Genomic DNA, 19560 nt, shown 5'->3' with positions numbered 1-19560 from the left:
TGGGTAATCAATCTCGAGGGGCCTGGATGAAAAAAACGCTCGCCGGGGGCGTCTGGTGCGCTCTTGCAACGCTCAGTCCGGCAACGCTTGCCGTAGAGTTCGGGCCGGCCACGACGCTTTCGCCGCTGCAGGCACCGCTCGATGCCAGGATCAGCCTGCTGGCCGCCGATAATCTGCGTGTCGAGGATATCAACGCAGCCGTGGCCGAGCCCGCCGCGTTCAGCGCTCTGGGCCTTGCCTGGTCGCCGCTGCTCTCTGACGTCGAGGTCATGCCAGTGCGTCAGAACGGGCGTACGTTCTTACGCTTGAGCGGCGCCCGCGCCGTCGATACGCCTTGGCTCGACGTGCTGATTACGCTGACCACCCCGCGAGGTCGCCAGACGCAGATGGTTACGCTGCTGTTTGACCCGGTGGATTATCTGCCCGGCACGACGGACACTCGGCTTGCCGCCCCTCCCGCGCCGGTTTCCTCGCCTTCGCAACCGGCGCCGGCAGCTGCCTTGTCTTCCAACGCGCCGTGGGACGCGCCAACGGCGTCCTCGACAGGCACGACCTCAACAGGCATGTCCTCAACAGGCACGTCCTCAACAGGCACGTCCTCAACAGGCACGTCCTCGCCAGGTGCATCCTATGCCACGGTCGCCCGCGGCGACACGCTGTGGAACATCGCGCTTCGCACCCGCCCGCCCGGCGTCGACGTTCAGCAGATGGTCATCGCCCTGGCCGATGCCAACCCGGCGGCCTTCGAAAGCGGTGGCATCGACACTCTCAGAGTTGGCCAGCGCCTCGAGATCCCGGGACGAGAGCAGGCGTTGCGCCTTAGCCCGCAGCAGGCGGCGCAGGCCGTCACTGTGCGAAGCGCGGCGACCCAAGCGCCCGGTATTGAGTCCGACCCGCCGCTGGCCTCCAGCTCACAAATGGCGCAAAACGCTCCGCTTGAAGAGCCCGCAGATTCCGCCGAGCGTCTGCCAACCGAGGCGCCTGCACCCAGCGAGCGCTCACCAGCCACGGACGCGCCGCTGATGGCGGAAAGCGCTGGAGAAGAAGAGCGCGAAGAGGTCGCAGGGGACGGTGGCGAGTTGGTCGAGGCGCTTGCGCTGATGAACGATCTGGCCAGTGAGACGCCGAGCCGGGAGGTCACACCGCAAAGTATCGAGGCGGCACTGGCGGTCAGCGGCGAGCCGATCCCCGACGGTCGGGCCTGGGCCAACAGCCCGCTGTCCACCGATGTGCTTGGCCAGGTGTTGGCATCGCTTTCGCCTTTCGCCACGGTCGAAGCCGCGCCGACGGAAAGCGAGTATCGCGCGATGCTCGACGAGCAGGCGCGCCAGGCCGCCGAGATCGAGTCGCTCACACTTGAGGTGGCCGAGCTGCGCCAGGCGCTCGACGAGGTGCGCGCCCTGGCCTCGACTCCTGCTCAGACGCCAACGACCCAAACGCTATCTGGCGCGGCGGCGCCTGACGCACCGGCGCCCAGCACGGCGGCGCAAAGCAGCGCCCGCGAGGTTTCTCTCGGGCCGCTGGCGCTTTTACGCGAGCACTGGGTCTGGCCGGTAGGGCTTGGGTTGGCGCTATTGCTGGCCGCGATGGTGATCAGTCGCAAACGCCGCGAGCGCCAGTGGGAGCCTGCCCCAGTCGCCGCGCCGCCGCCCGTGAGCCCTGACGCGTCGGCCAGGCCCGCACCCGCCGGCCCCGCCCGGGCCGAGCCCACCGTAAAGCCCGCCGCGCCGGCAAGTGCCGCGCCCGTGGAGCCAACCAAAGCGCCTGCACCGGAGGCCGCCCACCAGCCCGAACCGCCCGCCGCCGTGCCGCCCGCCGCCGTCGAGGAACCCGCGCCGACAAACGTGTCGCTCGGCGAGAAAGAGCGCGCCCGCGAGGCACAAGAACCCCCGACCTTTCACGCCATCACCGAGGCGCCCGCGCCACAGACCCTGGCGCTCGAGCGTCGCGCCTTGAGCGGCCAAGCGCGCGTTCGGCCAGCGCCAAGCGAGTGGGAAGAGGGTGGGGCCTCGATGGCGTCGAGCGTCGGGGAGCCCGCACCCGCCACGGCAGAGGAAGAGGAAGCACTGGCGCTGGCGCCTCAAAAGCCGGCTCGGCCGCCCAACCATACCATCGACTACCGGCCTGAAAGCCTGACGACTACCGATGAAGCGCCGTCTGCCCCGAGTGAGTACCCGCCGCCCGTAGCCGAGACGCCAGCGTCGAGCCCCGAGTGGGAAATCGAGGAGGTAGCATTTAAACCGCGACGTCGGGATAATGGCTGACCCTTTTCCCTGATTTCCAATACGGCGTGGCTGATGACGCTTTTTTACCATTTCGATGAAACCACGCCGCTCGACGGACGGCTGGCGCTCGGTATCGAATACGACGGCACGCGCTTTTGCGGCTTTCAACGCTTGAAGCACGCCGCTTCCGTTCAGGCGGCGGTGGAGGAGGCGCTGGCTAAAGTGGCCGGCGCGCCGGTGCAGATCCACGCAAGCGGTCGCACCGACTCCGGCGTCCACGCGACCCGCCAGATCGTTCACTTCGACCCGCCGGCCGCGCGCAGCGAAAAGGCCTGGATCTTCGGCGCCAATACCAACCTCCCCAGGGATGTCGCCATTCGCTGGGTCAAACCGGTCGGCGACGATTTCCACTCTCGCTTGGGGGCGCTGGCACGGCGCTACCGCTACGTCTTCCTGAACCAGCCCAGCCGCCCGGTGCTCGAGCGCCATCAGGTCACCTGGTGTCGCGACCCGCTGGATGCGCCCGCCATGCATCGCGCCGCCCAGGCGCTGGTGGGCGAGCACGACTTTTCGAGCTTTCGCGCGGCGGGGTGCCAATCCAAAACGCCCTGGCGGCAAATGCACTTTTGCGAAGTGAGCCGGTTTGGCCAGCTGGTGGTGATCGATATTCAGGGCAACGCCTTTTTGCACCACATGATCCGCAATATCGCGGGGGCACTGGCAAGCGTGGGGCGCGGCGCAAAGGATGAAAGCTACATTGCGGCGCTACTGGCGAAGAAAAGCCGCCGGGATGGAGACGTCACCGCGCCGGCCTGCGGGCTTCACTTCGTCGACTCGGTCTTCGACGAGCGCTTCGCGCTTCCCCGCGAGCCGCTGGGGCCCCATCTTCTGGCGTTCACCGGTGAGTGGACCGGTGACCGTACGCTTCCAGACAATCCGCGCATCGCCGCTCGCCGCAAGCTTTCTTTCGCCCCCAAAATGGATTCGCCTGCCCGCGAAAATCCTGTTGATGAAAATTCTGCAAGCTAAGCCTTGCCGGGCCAACGGCTTTGCAGGCCCTAAAGCCCCGTTATCCGGAGAAGCGCCATGCGCACGCGCATCAAGTTTTGTGGAATGACCCGAGCGGAGGATATCGACGCCGCCGTGGGCCTCGGCGTCGACGCGCTGGGGTTCGTCATGTGGCCGGGCAGCAAGCGCGCCGTTTCCAAAGCGCGTCTGGAGGCGTTGAGTGCCCGAGTGCCGGCCTTCGTCACAAGGGTCGGGCTCTTCGTCGACCAGCCGGTTGAGGTCATTGAGCGGTGTCTGCCGACTCTCGATCTGCTGCAGTTCCACGGTAACGAATCAGCGGCGTTTTGCGAGCAGTTCGGGCGGCCCTGGATCAAGGCGCTGCGCATGCGCGACGACGTGGATCTTCAGCGCGCGGCGCGGGAGTACTCGGGCGCCCGGGCGCTGCTGCTCGACGCCTATCGACCTGGTGTTCCCGGCGGAACCGGGGAGACCTTCGACTGGTCCAGAATTCCCGCAGATCTCGAAAAACCTGTTATCCTCGCCGGTGGATTGACCCCGGCCAACGCCGGTGACGCGGTGGCGCGCGTAGCGCCTTTTGCGCTGGATGTCTCCGGTGGTATCGAGGCCGCCCCGGGCGTCAAGGACCCGGTGGCGATGAGCGGTTTCGTGCGCCAGGTAGCACTCGGCGACGCCGGGGCTTGCCACTGAGTCGAGGCCATCAGGTTCTATTCACTCAATAACCACGTTCATTTACCGTTTGCCTGCTCGGGCGATCTTGTGAGGTACCTCTGTGACTGTTTCAGCGACTGGTGATACCGAAACTGTGAAGACCCGGTTCAGCGATTTGACCAAAATGCCGGACGCGCGCGGCCACTACGGCCCCTACGGTGGTCGCTTCGTGTCGGAAACCCTGAGCTTCGCGCTCGAAGACCTGGAAAAGACCTACGCCAGCCTGCGCGACGACCCGGACTTTCAGGCCGAGTTCGATTTCGATCTGGCCCATTATGTCGGCCGACCCTCACCGCTTTATCATGCCAAACGCTGGTCCGAGTCGCTCGGCGGCGCGCAGATCTGGCTCAAGCGCGAGGATTTGAACCACACCGGCGCGCACAAGGTGAACAACACCATCGGCCAGGCGCTGTTGGCGAAAAAGACCGGCAAGCCTCGGGTGATCGCCGAAACCGGCGCCGGCCAGCACGGTGTGGCCACCGCTACGGTCGCGGCACGGCTGGGGCTTGAGTGCGACGTCTACATGGGGGCTCAGGACGTCGAGCGCCAGAAGCTCAACGTTTACCGCATGCACCTGCTCGGCGCTCGGGTGATTCCGGTCGAGTCCGGCACGCGCACGCTGAAGGACGCCATGAACGAGGCGCTCAGGGACTGGGTCACCAACGTCGATAACACCTTCTACATCATCGGCACCGTGGCGGGCCCGCACCCGTACCCACAGCTGGTGCGTGACTTCAACGCCGTGACCGGGCGGGAAGCGCGCAGACAGTCGCTCGAGCAGATCGGTCGGCTGCCGGATGCGCTGGTCGCCTGCGTGGGCGGTGGCTCCAACGCCATCGGGCTCTTTTACCCGTTTCTGGAGGATGACGATGTCGCCATGTACGGCGTCGAAGCCGGCGGCGACGGCGTCGAAACCGGCCGCCACGCCGCCCCTTTGGCCTCCAATGCCCCCAGAGGCGTGCTGCACGGCAACCGTACCTATTTGATGTCTGACGAAGCGGGGCAGGTGTCGGACACTCACTCGATCTCTGCCGGGCTCGACTACCCGGGCGTGGGTCCGGAGCATTCGCTCTGGAAGGATGCCGGGCGCGTCAACTACGTGGCTGCCAACGATAAAGAGGTGCTCGAGGCGTTTCGCGAGCTGACCCGCATGGAAGGCATCATGCCGGCGCTGGAGTCCGCCCACGCGCTGGCGCACGCCAAGGTGCTGGCGCCGACCATGCGCGCTGACCAGCATATCGTGGTCAATCTCTCGGGTCGTGGCGACAAGGACATCATGACCGTTGCCGACATTGATGGACTCAAGTTTTAAGGGTGAGCATGAACCGTATCGATCAGCGCTTCGACGAACTCAAACGCCAGGGCCGCAAGGCCTTGATCCCCTACATCACTGCCGGCGACCCGGGCCCGGAGCACACCGTGGGCTTCATGCACGCCCTGGTCGAGGCCGGTGCCGACGTGATCGAGCTGGGCGTGCCGTTTTCCGACCCCATGGCCGACGGCCCGGTGATTCAAAAGGCCTGCGAGCGCGCACTCTCCAAAGGCACCCGGCTGGTGGACCTTCTGGACATGGTCGCCGAGTTTCGCCAGGCCGATAGTGAAACGCCGGTGGTGCTGATGGGCTATCTGAATCCGATCGAACGCATTGGCTATGCCCATTTCGCCGACCGGGCGGCAAGCGTTGGCGTGGACGGTGTACTGGTGGTGGACATGCCGCCAGAGGAGGCCGAGGAGTTCGGGCCGCTATTGAAAGCACGTGATTTGGCGGCAATTTTCCTGGTTGCACCTACCACTTCCAATGCCCGAGCCGCTACAATATGCGCCCACGGTGAAGGGTACCTTTATTACGTGTCGCTCAAGGGCGTCACCGGCGCCGCCACGCTCAACGCCCAGGACGTGGCCGAGCATCTCGCGCCGCTGCGTGAAATGACGAATCTCCCGCTCTGCGTGGGCTTTGGCATTCGCGACGGCGTCACCGCCGCCGAAGTCTCCAAAGTGGCCGATGGGGTCATCGTCGGCAGTGCGCTGGTGAACCGCATTGCCGACAATCTGGAGACGCCGGAGGTGATCGCCGGCGAGCTTAAAAGCGTGCTTGCCGAGATGCGCACCGCGATGGACGCCTGAGCCTCTTCATCGGCTAAACTGTTTTTATGACGAACTTTGATCGACGACACTCACAGCCTGGCAAGGCCGGGCGTTGACGACTACGGAAGCCTTTTTGATATGAGCTGGTTAGACAAAATCGTACCCTCCATGGGCCGTATCCAGCGTAAGGACCGTCGTGCCAGCGTGCCCGACGGTCTTTGGCGTAAATGCCCCAAGTGTGAAGCGGTTCTCTACCTGCCGGAGCTGGAAAAACATCAAAACGTTTGCCCCAAGTGCGACCACCACTTGAGGCTGACCGCGCGCAAACGTCTTGACTGGTTTTTGGACAAGCAAGGGCGCGAGGAGATCGCCGCCGATCTCGAACCCGTCGACCGGCTCAAGTTCAAGGACTCCAAAAAGTACAAGGACCGTTTGAGCGCCGCTCAGAAGGAGACCGGCGAGAAGGATGCACTGATCGCCATGCGCGGCGAGCTCGACGGTCTGCCGATCGTCGCCGTCTCGTTTGAATTCACCTTCATGGGCGGCTCGATGGGCGCGATCGTGGGCGAGAAATTCGTCCGCGCGGCGACCGTCGCCCTCGAAGAGGAAATTCCGCTGGTCTGCTTTGGCGCCTCCGGCGGGGCGCGCATGCAGGAGGCGCTGTTCTCCCTGATGCAGATGGCCAAGACCTCCGCGGCGCTGGAAAAGCTCAAGCAGGCGGGCGTGCCTTATGTCTCCGTGCTGACCGACCCGGTCTTCGGCGGCGTGTCGGCGTCGCTTGCGATGCTGGGTGATCTCAACATCGCCGAGCCCAACGCGCTGATCGGCTTTGCCGGCCCGCGGGTCATCGAGCAGACGGTGCGCGAAACGCTTCCGGAAGGGTTCCAGCGCAGCGAGTTTTTGCTCGAGCACGGCACCGTCGACATGATCGTTCATCGCCACGAAATGCGCGAGCGGGTCGGCGGCGTACTGCGCAAGCTCACCCACCAGAGCGCGCGCCCTCTTGATCAGGAGAGCGTCGAGGCAGCGGCCGAGGTCAATGAGCCGGTGGTAGACGAGGAGGCGTTGGCAAGCGAGGTCGAAGCCAAGTCCAAGGCGGCCCCGACCGGCTCTTCAAACGATGAAGCCAACCGCAATGCCTGACACGTTAGCCGGCTGGCTCGAACACCTGGAAACCCTGCACCCGGTGGGTATCGACATGGGGCTCGAGCGCGTGTCAAACGTGGCCGAGCGCATGGGCCTTTTGGAGCGACCGGTCGCCACGCGCGTAGTCATGGTGGCAGGCACCAACGGCAAGGGCTCGACGCTTGCCATGATGGAGGCCGTCGCCCGCGCTCACGGCTACCGCACCGGCACCTATACCTCGCCGCACCTGGTACGCTACAACGAGCGCGTAACGATCAACGGCCAGCTTGCCGGTGACACCGAGTTGATCGAAGGCTTCGAGCGGGTCGAAAAGGCGCGCACTCAGGAGCCGGCGATCAGCCTGACCTATTTCGAGGCGGGAACGCTCTGTGCGCTGTGGTGTCTTTCTCAGCAGGCGCTGGATCTGGCGTTTCTGGAAGTGGGATTGGGTGGGCGTCTGGACGCGGTCAATATCGTTGAGCCGGACGTGAGTATCGTGACGACTGTCGCCCTCGATCACGCCGATTACCTGGGCACCGACATTGAGCAGATCGGTCGCGAAAAAGCCGGTATTTTCCGGCCGCTGAAGCCCGCCGTGTTAGGCAGCCGGTCTCTGCCGGTGAGCGTCGCCGAGACCGCTATCGAAATGGCCTCGACGCTTCATGCGCTGGGCGTGGCCTTCAAGCACAGCGCTGACGCCAAGGCGAGTAACGATCTGATCACCCGCTGGTGCTGGCACGGCTTGACCGACGAAGGCGACACCGTCTCCCTGGATGCGCTCATCGACCCGGGGCTTCCCATCGACAACGCCGCCACCGCACTCCAGGCGCTAGCGCTCGTCGGTGTAAGCTTCGACGCCGCACTGGTCAACCAGGCGTTTCGCTCGCTTATCGTGGCCGGCAGGATGCAGTGGATCGGTCAGTGGTGCCTGGACGTAGGCCACAACCCCCACGCCGCTCGTTACGTCGCCAGCCGTTTGCCAACGCTCGAGGAAGGCGCTCGCCAGTGGGCGCTGATCGGTATGCTCAAGGACAAGGACGCCGATGGCGTGCTGGAGGCCCTGATGCCTTGCATCAGCGACTGGGTCTGCGTCAGCCTTGACGGTGAGCGCGGGCGGCCCGCCGAGGATCTTGCCGAGCGCATTAGAGCGAAGGGCGGCGTGGTTCACGCTTTGGCCGATTCTCCTACACAGGGCGTCGACATCATTGGGGCCGAGCTCGACGGCCGTGATCGCGTACTCGCCATGGGGTCGTTCAAAACCGTTGCCGCGCTTTTGGAGTACCCGCTGCCGCAGGCCTGACACAGCCACCGCGCTACATCTGGCGCTCGAGCCGGCCCCACGCTGTAAGGAGAGGGATATGAAATACGGTAAAGCGGAACGCATTAGCGGAATCGTGATACTCCTGGCGCTGCTGGCGATTTTCGTGCCGTGGCTGATGGGCGACCCGGCTCCTCGCGAGGAGCGTCCTCAGCCCACGTTCGTCATTGAACAGCCCGAAAGCGTGGCGCGTCGTGACGTGCCCGCACCCCAGGCACCGGCGAGCGTCGAGGCGCTGACCGACGGTGAATCGGCCCAGGGTGGCGATGGTCAGGAGGCTATTGATGCCGTGCCGGCCGACCCCCGAGCACCCCTCACCGATCGCGTCGCCGCCGCCCAGAGTGGCTCCAACGCCTCGCAGCCGACAGAAGAGACGCCGGCCCAGTCGGACCCGATCGCCGAGATCGTGGCGGCCAACACGGCAACGTCGAGCACGTCATCGAGTGCGAGCCAATCCGCCTCGGCACCCGCGACTGCCGCGCAGGGTGAGTGGGCGGTTCAAGTTGGCAGCTTCGGCGATATCTCCAACGCCCAGCGCCTCTCGGAGCAGCTTTCGAACCAGGGGTTCAGCGCGTTTCGCCGCGCGCGGGACAACAACCTCACCTCGGTCTACGTCGGCCCCTATGCCACCTCGGAAGAGGGTGAGTCGGCGATGGCGCTGATCAAACAGCGGGCCAACGTTCAGGGGCTGCTGGTGCGGGTTAGAGATTGACGATGGCGCTGACCTGGCTCGACGCGCTGTTTCTGGCCGTGATGGCGCTGTCCATGATGGTGGGGTTTTTGCGTGGCTTCGTTCGTGAAGCGCTGGGGCTGAGCGCCTGGGTCGTGGCGCTAATGGTGGCCCGGGTGCTCGCCGATCCGGTCGCCGAGCTCTTGAGCGGCATGATCGACAGCTACGATGCGCGCCTGGTGTTGGCCTTTGCGCTGGTGATCTTTGCGGTGATTCTGCTTTGCGGCATCGTGATTCGACTGGTGCACGCAGCGATCGTGTGGGTCGGCATGGGGCTTTTGAACCGCTTCGCCGGCGCCGCCTTTGGCCTGGCCCGGGGCGTAGTGGTGCTGTTGATCGCTACGGTCCTGATCACCTTGACGCCGTTTTCGGATTTACAGGCCTGGCAGCAGGCGAGCCTACGCCCCCCCTTCATCGAACTAAGAGACTGGGCCGTCAGCCAGCTTAATCAATGGGAGCGCGAGCTTCCCCGAGCGCCCGAATCGCTTCGCGATATCAGCCTGCCCGAGCTTCGCTCGTTTGGGCCGTCGGACGACTCCTCGAGTGCGCCTTTGCCCTCCTCGAACGTGCGTTGACGCGGCGGGGAAATAGCGATGGCGGACAAGTAACATTCAGGTTTGAACACGCTCGAGCTTGCCTTGGGGTAAGCCGCAGCACAAAGAGAGGTAACACGAATGTGCGGTATTGTGGGCCTTCTGGCCGGGCAAGCGGTGAATCAGGGCATTTACGATGCGCTGACCGTACTTCAGCACCGAGGGCAGGACGCCGCGGGCATGATGACGTGGAGCGAGGGACGCTTTCTACTGCGCAAGAGCAATGGCCTGGTGCGCGATGTCTTCCACACCCGCCACATGGCGCGCTTGAAAGGTCATCTGGGGATCGGTCACGTGCGCTACCCAACGGCGGGCTCCTCGAGCGAAGCCGAATCCCAGCCGTTTTACGTCAACTCGCCCTACGGCATTGCGCTGGCGCACAACGGTAACCTGACCAACTCCGAGCAGTTGAAGCAGGAGCTTTTTTCGACCGATCTTCGCCACATCAATACGAGCTCCGATTCGGAAGTGCTGCTCAACGTGTTCGCCCACGAGCTCGGAAAGCAAGGCCTGCATTTGACCGCCGAGGACATCTTCGATGCGGTGCGCCGGGTGCATCGTCGCTGCAAGGGCGGCTATGCGGCGGTAGCGATCATCAACGGCTTCGGCATGGTCGCATTTCGCGATCCGCACGGCATTCGCCCGGTGGTGTTCGGTACCCGTCAGGAGGGCGATACCCAGGAGGTCATGATCGCGTCCGAGTCCGTGGCGCTGGATGTCGGTGGCTTCGAGCTCGAGCGCGACCTGGGCCCGGGCGAGGCGATCTTCGTCGACATGCAGGGCAACTACCACACCCAGGTGTGTGCGGATCGCCCCGAGCTTTACTCCTGCATTTTCGAGCACGTTTATCTCGCGCGCCCGGACTCGCTGCTCGACGGCGCCTATGTGTACGGCACGCGCATGCAGATGGGCCGGAAGCTTGGCGATCGTATCCTCAACGAGTGGCCGGATCACGATATCGACGTGGTCATCCCGATTCCCGATACCTCGCGCACCTCGGCGCTGGAGATGGCACAGCACCTGGGCGTGACCTATCGCGAAGGGTTCATGAAGAACCGCTACATCGGGCGGACGTTCATCATGCCGGGCCAAACCCAGCGCAAAAAATCAGTGCGTCAAAAGCTCAACGCGATCGACGTCGAGTTTCGCGGCAAGAACGTGCTGCTCGTGGACGACTCCATCGTGCGCGGCACGACCTGCAAGCAGATCATCCAGATGGCTCGCGACGCCGGCGCGCGCAACGTCTACTTCGCCTCCGCCGCGCCGCCGGTTCGCTACCCGAACGTCTACGGCATCGACATGCCGGTCGCCTCGGAGCTGATCGCTCATGGGCGCACGGAAGCGGAAGTGGGCGAGCTGATCGGCGCCGACCGCATTTTCTATCAGGACCTTGACGACCTGAAAGAGGCGTGCCGCGAAGTGAACCCCGACATGAAGGAGTTCGACTGCTCGGTCTTCGACGGACACTACGTGACCGGCGATATCGACGAGGCGTACCTGGCCGTGCTGGAAGCCAACCGCAACGATGCCGCCAAGGATCAAAGCGCCGGCGATCACGCGCTGGTCGACATGCACAACCAGGACGACGATCTGGACGACTGACACGCCCACGGATTGCCAAAGGTAGCTTTATGCAGGACGACTTCGATCACTCAAACGACGCTCCCGAGTACGCGCTGGACACGCTGGCCATTCGCGCCGGCCATCACCGGACGTTCGAGCAGGAGCATTCCGAGCCGATCTTTCCGACCTCGAGCTTCGTCTACGAAAGCGCCGCCGAGGCGGCGCGCAAGTTCGGTGGCAAGGAAGCCGGCAACGTCTATTCCCGCTTCACCAACCCGACCGTGCATACCTTCGAGCGCCGTCTGGCGGCGCTCGAAGGCGGGGAGCGCTGTGTCGCGACCAGCTCCGGCATGGCGGCGATTCTTTCGACGGCGCTGGCGCTGCTCTCCCAGGGCGACGAGATCGTCGCCTCGCGCTCGCTGTTTGGCTCGACGGTAAGCTTGTTCGACAAGTATCTGGGCAAGTTCGGCATTACCACGCGTTACGTCGAGCTTTCCGATCTCGAGGCCTGGCGGCAGGCGATGACGCCCGCCACCAAACTACTGTTTGCCGAAACGCCGTCGAACCCGCTGTCTGAGGTGGCGGACATCGCAGCGCTTTCAAGGATCGCCAAAGAGCATGGCGCTTTGCTTGCCATCGATAACTGCTTTTTGACCCCGGCACTTCAGCAGCCCATCGCGCTGGGCGCTGATCTCGTGATCCACTCGGCGACCAAGTACCTGGACGGGCAGGGGCGCGCCATCGGCGGCGCCGTGGTAGGGCGCTTTGATCTGCTCGAAGAGGTGTTCGGCGTGGTGCGCACCTGTGGCCCTTGCCTGAGCCCGTTCAACGCCTGGATTTTCACCAAGGGGCTCGAGACGCTCTCGCTGCGCATGAAGGCTCATAGTGAAAATGCCCTGGCGCTGGCCAGGTGGCTCGCCGAGCATCCGGCGGTCGAGCGCGTGCACTACAGCGGTCTTGAGCATCACGCCCAGCACGCACTGGCCAAAAAACAGCAGCGCGGCTTCGGCGCCGTGCTGGGGGTCGAGGTCGTCAACGGCCAGGAGGGTGCCTGGCAGGTGATCGATGCCACACGGCTTTTGTCGATCACTGGCAACCTGGGCGATGTCAAAACCACCATCACCCACCCGGGCACGACGACCCATGGCCGGCTGTCTGATGCCCAGCGCGAGGCCGCCGGGATTGCCCCGGGGCTGATCCGCATCGCGGTGGGGCTGGAGGACCAGCAGGACATCCGCGCTGACCTTGCCCGCGGGCTCGATGCGCTGGCAGGCTAGTGCAAGGGCTCTTTCAGCTCTCTTCAAACCCCGCCCTGGCGGGGTTTTTCGTGTTTGAATCGTCCAAATGTGAAGGTGGCGTTCGAAAATGTTGACGCCAACCGTATTGTTAGCGTGGTAATAAACGGTTTTTACGAACGAACTGTCCCGCTTTTTTCAGCGGTGCTCACACCGGTAAACCGTTATGCTCTGCCCACTTTCCAAATCAAAACCTTATTTACCGTTCTGACAACAAAAGACGGTAACTCTTCATTAGGGACCGGGGCATGTGGCGCAATACACGAAGCGGGTGGGGGCTTGTCAGCATTTCGTTTCACTGGCTCAGTGCCTTGACCGTGATCGGCCTTTTTATACTAGGCTGGTGGATGACCGGTCTTGGCTACTACGACCCCTGGTACAATCAGGGGCCTTGGGTACACCGCTCGATCGGTATCCTGCTGTTGATGGTCACCACCGCGCGTATTGTCTGGCGGCTCGTGCAGCCTACCCCAGAAGGTGAGGGCAGCCGGTTCGAGCGCCTTGCCGCCCACGTAGGGCATATCGGCCTGTACGTGCTGCTGCTTCTGGTAATGCTGAGCGGCTATCTGATTTCGACGGCGAACGGGCGAGGCGTAAGCGTCTTCGACTGGTTCGAGATGCCGGCGGTGCTGTCGAGTCTTCCCAATCAGGCGTCCATTGCTGGCGACATTCACTGGTACAGCGCGGTGACGCTCATCGTCATCGCCGCGGGCCACGCGCTGGCCGCGCTCAAGCATCATTTCGTCAACCGTCATACGACGCTTTCGCGTATGCTCAGCCCGGCTGATAGCCGACGCCGAGCTTAACGATTTCACCCGGGTCGCCGGAGGGCGCCCCGACTCAACCAGGGAAAGAGAGGAGACGTTTCAATGTTGAAAAAGAGCCTTGTTGCAACTGCCGTTGCCGCCGCTGCGCTGGTACCGCTAAGCCAGGCCCAGGCCGCCGATTACGTGGTGGATACCGAAGGCCAGCACGCCTTCGTACAGTTCAAGATCAGCCACCTGGGCATGTCCTACATTCTGGGTAGCTTCGAGGAGTTCTCCGGCGAATTCACCTACGACGAAAACGATCTGGACGCCTCAACCGTCGAGATGGAAGTGCAGGTCAATAGCCTGAACTCCAATCACGCCGAGCGCGACCGTCATATCCTGAGCGAGGACTTCCTCAACGCCAGCGAGTACCCGACGGCCACGTTCACCTCGACCGGTTTCGAGTCCGAAGGTGACAACGAAGGCACGCTGACCGGCGAGCTGACGCTGCACGGCGAAACCCAGGAACTCGAAATGCCGGTGACCCTGATCGGTGAAGGTGACGACCCCTGGGGCAACTACCGCGCTGGTTTCGAGGGTAGCACCATGATCACCCTAAGCGACTACGGTATCGACATGAGCGACTTCCCGGAAGCCATGCACGAGCTCGAACTCTACGTGGTGTTCGAAGGTATCCGCCAGTAAGTCCACCGTGTTAAAAAGCGCCATCGCCCCGGCCGGGGCGGTGGCGCTTTTGCGTTTTGAGTCGCAAAAAATTTTCGATAGGAGTTTCGTCTTGGCCACTTCGCGTCAGCACACTCTGGGCCTCACCTTGTGGCGACAAACCTGGCCGATGGCCATCGGCGTTCTCGCGCTGCTGGGCTTTCAACTGGTCGATAGCGCTTTCATTGCGCGCCTGGGCACGGCGCCGCTGGCGGCGCAGTCGTTCACCTTTCCGCTCTCGTTTTTGATCATCGGCGTGCAGGTCGGCATGGGAATTGCCATCGCCGCGCTGGTCTCTCGGGCGCTGGGGGCGGGCGAAGACGAGCGTGCACGGCGCCTGGGAAGTCTCGTACTGCTCGCCGGTGGCGGCGTCATCGGCGCGCTGTGCATTCTGCTCTGGCTGTTGCAGGCGCCTATTTTCACGCTTCTGGGCGCCGATGATACTGCACTTGGCTATATACGAACCTACTGGGGCCCGCAGCTTTTCTCTGCCTGGCTGGCCGCGCTGTTATACTTCGTTTACAGCCTTTTTCGCGCCCATGGCGATACTTACCTGCCCGGCAAGATGATGGTGCTCAGCAGTGCGGTCAACCTGGCGCTCGACCCGCTGCTGATCTTTGGCGCAGGCGACTGGCCCGGGCTTGGGCTTCCTGGTGCGGCCTGGGCGAGCGTCGTCGCCTTTGGCGTCGGGCTCGCGGTGATTAGCCGCAAACTGGCACGCCATCGGTGGCTGGCGTTCGACGGCATTGTTCTTGAAGCGCGAGCCTCCTGGCGACGTTTTATCGGTATCGCCGGGCCTGCGATGGTCAGCCAGTTAATGCCGCCGCTGGCCGCGATGCTGGCGATCACCGCGGTTGCTGGACTCGGCGATGTTCAGGTGGCGGCTTGGGGGTTGGCGAATCGGCTGGAAACCATGTCACTGATGGTGATTCTCGCCATGACCATGTCGCTGCCGCCCTGGCTTGGCCGCTGCTATGGGGCGGGCGACTGGGCACAGATTCATCGGCTGATGCGCCTGGCGCTCAAGGTGGCGCTGGTGTGGCAGCTTGCCCTCGGCATCGTGCTGGCACTCGTTGCGCCCTGGGTGGCCGCGGCGCTGGCGGGTAACCCGGAGGTGCGCGAGGCGCTGACGCTTCTGATCCGCTTCATGCTGCCAAGCTATGCGCTGCTCGGCGTATGCATGCTGGTGGTGTCGGCAGGCAACGCGCTGGGCTGGCCGCTTCGGGCGATGCTCTTGTCCAGCGCGCGGCTGTTCGTGTTCTACCTGCCGTCTCTGTGGCTCGGGACGCTGCTTTTCGGCTGGGTGGGGCTGGCCGCCGGCGCCGCGATCGGCAACGTGATGGCCGGACTCGCCGCCTGGATCGTGCTGCGGCGCATACTGTCGCGCCCGCACCGCCAGGCGGCGCCTGCCGATGTCAGGGATGACGCGCTTTCTGAAACGCGAAGTAGCTAAACAGTAGCGCCATAGCAAGATATCCCATGACGAAGTCCGGTGCGGCGTTGAGCGCAAGCTTCGGTGCGTGCATCAGGCCAACGAACGAGAAGCCCGCTGCGACCAGCGCGAAGATGGCCGCCTTGCGAAAGCGGTGGTCGATGGCGCACACCGTCATCGCGCCGAGCAGAATGGCCATGAACATGGCGCCCTGGCCCATCACCACGATGGCCGAGGAGATACCGCTGACGACCTCTTCGGCGCCGCGGTTGAAGCGGGTCGAGACGTAGTTGGCGAAGTAGGGCAGCATGGCCAGCGCGACCGCCGGATAGTAGCGGGTGTCGTTGGCCTGGAACGCGGTGGCGATCATCGAGATCCCCACGAACACCAGGATGGGGGCGACCACGGAAACGGGAATGATCGCCGCGAGGGCGGCGATCAGCCCAAGCATGGTCGCCAGGCCATACACCGCGCCGTTGGCAATGCTGTAGCCGCGCCCGGCGCCCATCCACTTGGCGCCGACGGTAGCGATGTACACCGTGGTTGGAAACACGCCGCCGAACAGCGCGCCGATCATGGTGCCTGCGCCGTCCACCGCCTGACATTCGCGCACGTCGTATTTATCGCCGGCGGCTTCCATCGCCTCGACGTTGTTCATCGTCTCGATGGCGTTGTAAAGCGTGATGGGTAGCACCACGGTCAGCACCGCCAGCATCCCGCCGAACAGCAGCCCAAGCCCGTCCCACCAGGCCCAATTCGGCAGCAGCGGATAAAAGCCCAGATGCGTGAAGGCGTCACTAAAGCGCTCGCCACCGGCATCGCCGATCAGGTACGCCATCACCGTGCCCAGCACGATGGCAAACAGCGACGCGGGAAGTTTGAACGGCATGCTCACCCGGGCGATCAGCCCCACGATGGTAATGCCCAGCACCAGTAGCCCGATGACCGGCATCTCCAACGTCTTGAACAGCATTTCGCCGGCGATGAACGTGAGCGCCACGCCCGCCACCGCGCCGAGCATGGCCGCTCGCGGCAAATGGTGTTGCACGAAGCGCCCGACCAGGCTCACCAGCGCCTCGATGGCGCCGCTGATGAAACAGGCCGCCACCGCCACCTGCCAGGCGAGCGTGGCATCGCCGGTCAACTGCTTGGCCGGTAGCAGCACGCCGAAAAGAAAGACGAACATGACCGGCGTCGAGATACCGTAGGAGAGTGCGGTCACGTCGCTTCGCTGCTCCCGGTGGGCCAAGCGCGTCGCACTCCAGGCGTAGTAGAAGTTGCCCGCCATGACCGCGACCGCCGCCCCGGGCAGAACCTGCCCGAAGACGATCTCTGCGGGAAAGTCCATGCCCAGCATGGTGATCGCGATGATCACGAAGTTGGCAATGTTGTTTTGAAACAGCGCGAAAAACGCGTCGGTGTCTTCTTTTTTATACCAGGGATAGCGAAAGCCGTGGGCCGCCATGGAAAGCCTCGGAAATTTGACTGATCGGTCAGTTTTGATGATCGGAAACAAAAGCGCCCAGACGATTGTCTGGGCGCTTGTGAAGGTACTGCGTTACTCGTTGACGGCGGCGATCGCCTTGGCCAGATAGGGCAGGTTCTCCTGGGAGAAACCGGCCACGTTGGCCCGGCCCGAACGCACCATGTAGATGCCGAACTCGTCGCGCAGACGGTCGACCTGCTCCGGTGTCAGGCCGGTGTAGGAGAACATGCCACGCTGCTCGGCAACGCAAGCGTACTTGTCAGCGAGGCCATAAGGCCTGAGCGCTTCGACGAAATCGCGGCGCAGCGTATTGATGCGATCGCGCATTTCGGTCAGCTCTTCACGCCACATCTGGCAAAGCTCCGGGTCGTGGAGAATTTCGCTGACGATGGCACCGCCGTGCGCCGGCGGATTGGAGTAGTTTTCGCGCGCAACGATGGCGACCTGAGAGCGCACGTTCTCCATCTGCTCTTCGTCCTTCGCCACCAGAATCAGCGCACCGGTACGCTCACAATAGATGCCGAAGTTCTTTGAGCAGGAGCTGGTGATGATCACCTCATCCAGGTTCTCTGCGAGAAGGCGTACGCCGTAAGCGTCCTCTTCCAGCCCTTCACCAAAGCCCTGGTAGGCGAAATCGACCAGCGGTAGAAGCTTGCGCTCTTTCACAATCTCGAGCACTTCCTGCCACTGCGCCTGGGAGAGATCGAAGCCGGTCGGGTTGTGACAGCACGCGTGCAGCACGACAACGTCCCCCTCGGGAATCTTCTTGAGCGCGCTGACCATGCCTTCGAAGTCCAGGCGGTTGTCCGGGTCGACGTAGGGGTACTTGTGAAGCTCGATACCTGCCGAGGTGAAAATACCGTGGTGGTTCGGCCAGGTGGGGTCGCTGACCCAGATGCCCTTGCCCGGCATCTGGCCGGCGATGAAGTCCGCCGCCAATCGCAGCGCGCCGGTGCCGCCGGGGGACTGGGTGGCGCTGGCGCGTTTCTGGCTCAGTACGCTCGAGTTTTCACCCAGTACGATCGGCAGCACGGCTTCACCGTAGGCGGGCGCGCCGTGAGAGCCAATGTAGGTTTTGGTCGTTTCGTTATTGAGCAGACGAGCCTCTGCTTCCTTGACGGCGCGCATGATCGGCGTATTGCCGTTGGCATCGCGATAAACGCCGACGCCCAAATCCACTTTCTGTGGGTTGGTGTCTTTTTTGAAAGCATCGATCAGTCCAAGAATGGCATCACCCGGGACCCGCTCAATATGCTCGAACATTGAAATGACTACCTCGTTAAGCGATGAATAATATGCAGCGCTTTATGATGCCATCGCGTTACGGGAACTGCCACACCGCTGGCCGGGTAATCGGTAAAAGAGTCGCCGTCTTGAGCGCCCTGGCTTCACTGGATGGAGTAAACGCAGTCTCGCCCGGTGTCCTTGGCGCGATAAAGCGCCTTGTCTGCGCGCTTCAAAAGTGTGGCGAGTATCTCCTGCGAGCGGTACTCAGCGACCCCGATGCTGATGGTGACCTCCCCGGTGCCGGCGCCCAAATCGAGCTTCGCGATACTGTCGCGCACGCGCTCGGCGACGCGGTAACAGTGGCCAAGCGTTGTGCGTGGTGCCACCGCCACGAACTCTTCACCCCCCAGTCTTGCCAGCATGTCGCTGTCGCGCAAAAGCGCTCTGGTGCGCTCGGCCAACGCGCGCAGAATCTCATCGCCGTAGGCGTGACCAAACCGATCGTTGAAGCGTTTGAAGTGATCGACATCGATCATCATGATCGAAAAGGGGGTCGAGTCTTGCTCGCTGACCATGCTCAAACGGTTGAGCTCCAGCATTAGCTTGCGGCGGTTGGGAAGCCCCGTCAGCACGTCGGTATGGCAGCGTTTCTCGAGGCGCTGCTCGTTCACCACCTGGCCTGTGATGTTCATCATCATGCCGTTGAAGCGAACGCCGTCGTCGGCGCGCACTGGTGACGCGCTAACGCCGATCCAGTAAGCCTTGCGAGAGGGATGGCAAAGCCGAAAACGGGTGGCCAACGGCACAAGCCAGCGCGCAGAGCGCTCGATGGCGGCACTCACCATCGGCCAGTGTTCGCCGGTGAGCTGTGCAATAGCCTCATTGGCGCTGTCGGTCAGTGCCGCGCGGTCCAGGTGGTCGAGTATGTCGCGATCGCCTTCCAGATAGGTAAAACGCAGGGTGCCATCTGGCGAGCGGTCGAGCTGGAATATGACCCCCGGCAGGCAGGGCAGAAGCGCTTCGGTGGTGGGCGCCGTCAAGGATGAATTGATCACGTACATGCGGTGTACCACATGGGAAACGTTGAAAAAATGAAAAATGAGCTGACAGGGTAGCGTGTTAACGACCGGGTTTCTGTAAGCCTTTACTGACATCGACCGTGGATCTTTATATTTTATCGTCATAACCATGGCCGTTTTTAGTCACATAATTATTTAATGGTTGGCTAACGTTGACTGCGTTGAAACGATGTTCTGGGAGAATAACTGGCGG

At 63.2% G+C, this 19560-nt stretch carries 17 protein-coding genes; 14 read left to right on the top strand and 3 right to left on the bottom strand.

Annotation, left to right across the window (positions count from 1 at the left end; all coding sequences use genetic code 11):
- Positions 1–26 precede the first annotated feature (26 nt).
- From RN346_RS09640 to RN346_RS09575, 14 genes are all read left to right on the top strand, one after another.
- Positions 27–2264 carry a FimV/HubP family polar landmark protein gene (locus tag RN346_RS09640; protein ID WP_311960986.1) on the top strand — a complete coding sequence of 746 codons (2238 nt, stop codon included), beginning with the start codon at positions 27–29 and terminating at the stop codon, positions 2262–2264.
- A 33-nt stretch (positions 2265–2297) separates the two neighbouring features.
- The gene (gene truA / locus RN346_RS09635) at positions 2298–3254 is read left to right on the top strand and encodes a tRNA pseudouridine(38-40) synthase TruA (protein WP_311960985.1); all 957 of its coding nucleotides are present in this window, start codon (positions 2298–2300) and stop codon (positions 3252–3254) included.
- Between the two features lie 57 nt (positions 3255–3311).
- Positions 3312–3941: a phosphoribosylanthranilate isomerase gene (locus RN346_RS09630; RefSeq protein ID WP_311960984.1), complete on the top strand. Its 630-nt coding sequence runs from the start codon at positions 3312–3314 to the stop codon at positions 3939–3941.
- A 145-nt stretch (positions 3942–4086) separates the two neighbouring features.
- Positions 4087–5274: a tryptophan synthase subunit beta gene (trpB, locus tag RN346_RS09625; RefSeq protein ID WP_311962707.1), complete on the top strand. Its 1188-nt coding sequence runs from the start codon at positions 4087–4089 to the stop codon at positions 5272–5274.
- Positions 5275–5282: 8 nt separating this feature from the next.
- Positions 5283–6086 carry a tryptophan synthase subunit alpha gene (trpA, locus tag RN346_RS09620; RefSeq protein WP_311958017.1) on the top strand — a complete coding sequence of 268 codons (804 nt, stop codon included), beginning with the start codon at positions 5283–5285 and terminating at the stop codon, positions 6084–6086.
- A 99-nt stretch (positions 6087–6185) separates the two neighbouring features.
- Positions 6186–7190, top strand: coding sequence for an acetyl-CoA carboxylase, carboxyltransferase subunit beta (accD, locus tag RN346_RS09615; RefSeq protein WP_311960983.1), 1005 nt, complete (start codon positions 6186–6188; stop codon positions 7188–7190).
- On the top strand, positions 7183–8472 hold the full coding sequence (gene folC, locus RN346_RS09610) for a bifunctional tetrahydrofolate synthase/dihydrofolate synthase (RefSeq protein ID WP_311960982.1): 1290 nt from the start codon (positions 7183–7185) through the stop codon (positions 8470–8472). Before accD ends, folC begins: the two co-directional genes overlap by 8 nt.
- Before the next feature lie 58 nt (positions 8473–8530).
- The gene (locus RN346_RS09605) at positions 8531–9202 is read left to right on the top strand and encodes an SPOR domain-containing protein (RefSeq protein ID WP_311960981.1); all 672 of its coding nucleotides are present in this window, start codon (positions 8531–8533) and stop codon (positions 9200–9202) included.
- Between the two features lie 2 nt (positions 9203–9204).
- Positions 9205–9795, top strand: coding sequence for a CvpA family protein (locus RN346_RS09600; protein WP_263587027.1), 591 nt, complete (start codon positions 9205–9207; stop codon positions 9793–9795).
- A 99-nt stretch (positions 9796–9894) separates the two neighbouring features.
- A complete protein-coding gene (gene purF / locus RN346_RS09595; RefSeq protein WP_263587028.1) occupies positions 9895–11415 on the top strand; it encodes an amidophosphoribosyltransferase in 1521 nt (506 codons plus the stop codon).
- 29 nt (positions 11416–11444) lie between these two features.
- Positions 11445–12653 carry an O-succinylhomoserine sulfhydrylase gene (locus RN346_RS09590; protein WP_311960980.1) on the top strand — a complete coding sequence of 403 codons (1209 nt, stop codon included), beginning with the start codon at positions 11445–11447 and terminating at the stop codon, positions 12651–12653.
- 266 nt (positions 12654–12919) lie between these two features.
- The gene (locus tag RN346_RS09585) at positions 12920–13477 is read left to right on the top strand and encodes a cytochrome b (RefSeq protein ID WP_263587030.1); all 558 of its coding nucleotides are present in this window, start codon (positions 12920–12922) and stop codon (positions 13475–13477) included.
- Positions 13478–13540: 63 nt separating this feature from the next.
- Positions 13541–14125, top strand: coding sequence for a YceI family protein (locus RN346_RS09580; RefSeq protein ID WP_311960979.1), 585 nt, complete (start codon positions 13541–13543; stop codon positions 14123–14125).
- Between the two features lie 148 nt (positions 14126–14273).
- On the top strand, positions 14274–15596 hold the full coding sequence (locus tag RN346_RS09575) for an MATE family efflux transporter (protein ID WP_311962706.1): 1323 nt from the start codon (positions 14274–14276) through the stop codon (positions 15594–15596).
- Here RN346_RS09575 and RN346_RS09570 read toward each other — a convergent pair.
- The 3 genes from RN346_RS09570 to RN346_RS09560 all read right to left on the bottom strand — a co-directional run bounded on the left by RN346_RS09570 (position 15559) and on the right by RN346_RS09560 (position 19349).
- Positions 15559–17040, bottom strand: a complete 1482-nt coding sequence (locus RN346_RS09570; RefSeq protein ID WP_311960978.1) for an NCS2 family permease — start codon at positions 17038–17040, stop codon at positions 15559–15561. The genes RN346_RS09575 and RN346_RS09570 overlap by 38 nt on opposite strands.
- 93 nt (positions 17041–17133) lie before the next feature.
- On the bottom strand, positions 17134–18324 hold the full coding sequence (locus tag RN346_RS09565; RefSeq protein WP_311960977.1) for an amino acid aminotransferase: 1191 nt from the start codon (positions 18322–18324) through the stop codon (positions 17134–17136).
- A gap of 125 nt (positions 18325–18449) precedes the next feature.
- On the bottom strand, positions 18450–19349 hold the full coding sequence (locus tag RN346_RS09560) for a GGDEF domain-containing protein (protein ID WP_311960976.1): 900 nt from the start codon (positions 19347–19349) through the stop codon (positions 18450–18452).
- Positions 19350–19560: the final 211 nt, after the last annotated feature.

Origin of the sequence: Halomonas sp. PAMB 3232, from assembly GCF_031954225.1 — a bacterium.
In the GTDB taxonomy this organism is placed as follows: domain Bacteria; phylum Pseudomonadota; class Gammaproteobacteria; order Pseudomonadales; family Halomonadaceae; genus Vreelandella.
Note: the sequence above shows the minus strand (reverse complement) of the source record. Positions and strands in the feature narration are given on the sequence as shown.

What these genes read in the sequence shown, in the direction of transcription:
- RN346_RS09640 (WP_311960986.1), top strand. Translation starts at nt 27, where the DNA reads ATGAAAAAAACGCTCGCCGGGGGCGTCTGGTGCGCTCTTGCAACGCTC.
- truA (WP_311960985.1), top strand. Translation starts at nt 2,298, where the DNA reads ATGACGCTTTTTTACCATTTCGATGAAACCACGCCGCTCGACGGACGG.
- RN346_RS09630 (WP_311960984.1), top strand. Translation starts at nt 3,312, where the DNA reads ATGCGCACGCGCATCAAGTTTTGTGGAATGACCCGAGCGGAGGATATC.
- trpB (WP_311962707.1), top strand. Translation starts at nt 4,087, where the DNA reads ATGCCGGACGCGCGCGGCCACTACGGCCCCTACGGTGGTCGCTTCGTG.
- trpA (WP_311958017.1), top strand. Translation starts at nt 5,283, where the DNA reads ATGAACCGTATCGATCAGCGCTTCGACGAACTCAAACGCCAGGGCCGC.
- accD (WP_311960983.1), top strand. Translation starts at nt 6,186, where the DNA reads ATGAGCTGGTTAGACAAAATCGTACCCTCCATGGGCCGTATCCAGCGT.
- folC (WP_311960982.1), top strand. Translation starts at nt 7,183, where the DNA reads ATGCCTGACACGTTAGCCGGCTGGCTCGAACACCTGGAAACCCTGCAC.
- RN346_RS09605 (WP_311960981.1), top strand. Translation starts at nt 8,531, where the DNA reads ATGAAATACGGTAAAGCGGAACGCATTAGCGGAATCGTGATACTCCTG.
- RN346_RS09600 (WP_263587027.1), top strand. Translation starts at nt 9,205, where the DNA reads ATGGCGCTGACCTGGCTCGACGCGCTGTTTCTGGCCGTGATGGCGCTG.
- purF (WP_263587028.1), top strand. Translation starts at nt 9,895, where the DNA reads ATGTGCGGTATTGTGGGCCTTCTGGCCGGGCAAGCGGTGAATCAGGGC.
- RN346_RS09590 (WP_311960980.1), top strand. Translation starts at nt 11,445, where the DNA reads ATGCAGGACGACTTCGATCACTCAAACGACGCTCCCGAGTACGCGCTG.
- RN346_RS09585 (WP_263587030.1), top strand. Translation starts at nt 12,920, where the DNA reads ATGTGGCGCAATACACGAAGCGGGTGGGGGCTTGTCAGCATTTCGTTT.
- RN346_RS09580 (WP_311960979.1), top strand. Translation starts at nt 13,541, where the DNA reads ATGTTGAAAAAGAGCCTTGTTGCAACTGCCGTTGCCGCCGCTGCGCTG.
- RN346_RS09575 (WP_311962706.1), top strand. Translation starts at nt 14,274, where the DNA reads ATGGCCATCGGCGTTCTCGCGCTGCTGGGCTTTCAACTGGTCGATAGC.
- RN346_RS09570 (WP_311960978.1), bottom strand. Translation starts at nt 17,040, where the DNA reads ATGGCGGCCCACGGCTTTCGCTATCCCTGGTATAAAAAAGAAGACACC.
- RN346_RS09565 (WP_311960977.1), bottom strand. Translation starts at nt 18,324, where the DNA reads ATGTTCGAGCATATTGAGCGGGTCCCGGGTGATGCCATTCTTGGACTG.
- RN346_RS09560 (WP_311960976.1), bottom strand. Translation starts at nt 19,349, where the DNA reads ATGTACGTGATCAATTCATCCTTGACGGCGCCCACCACCGAAGCGCTT.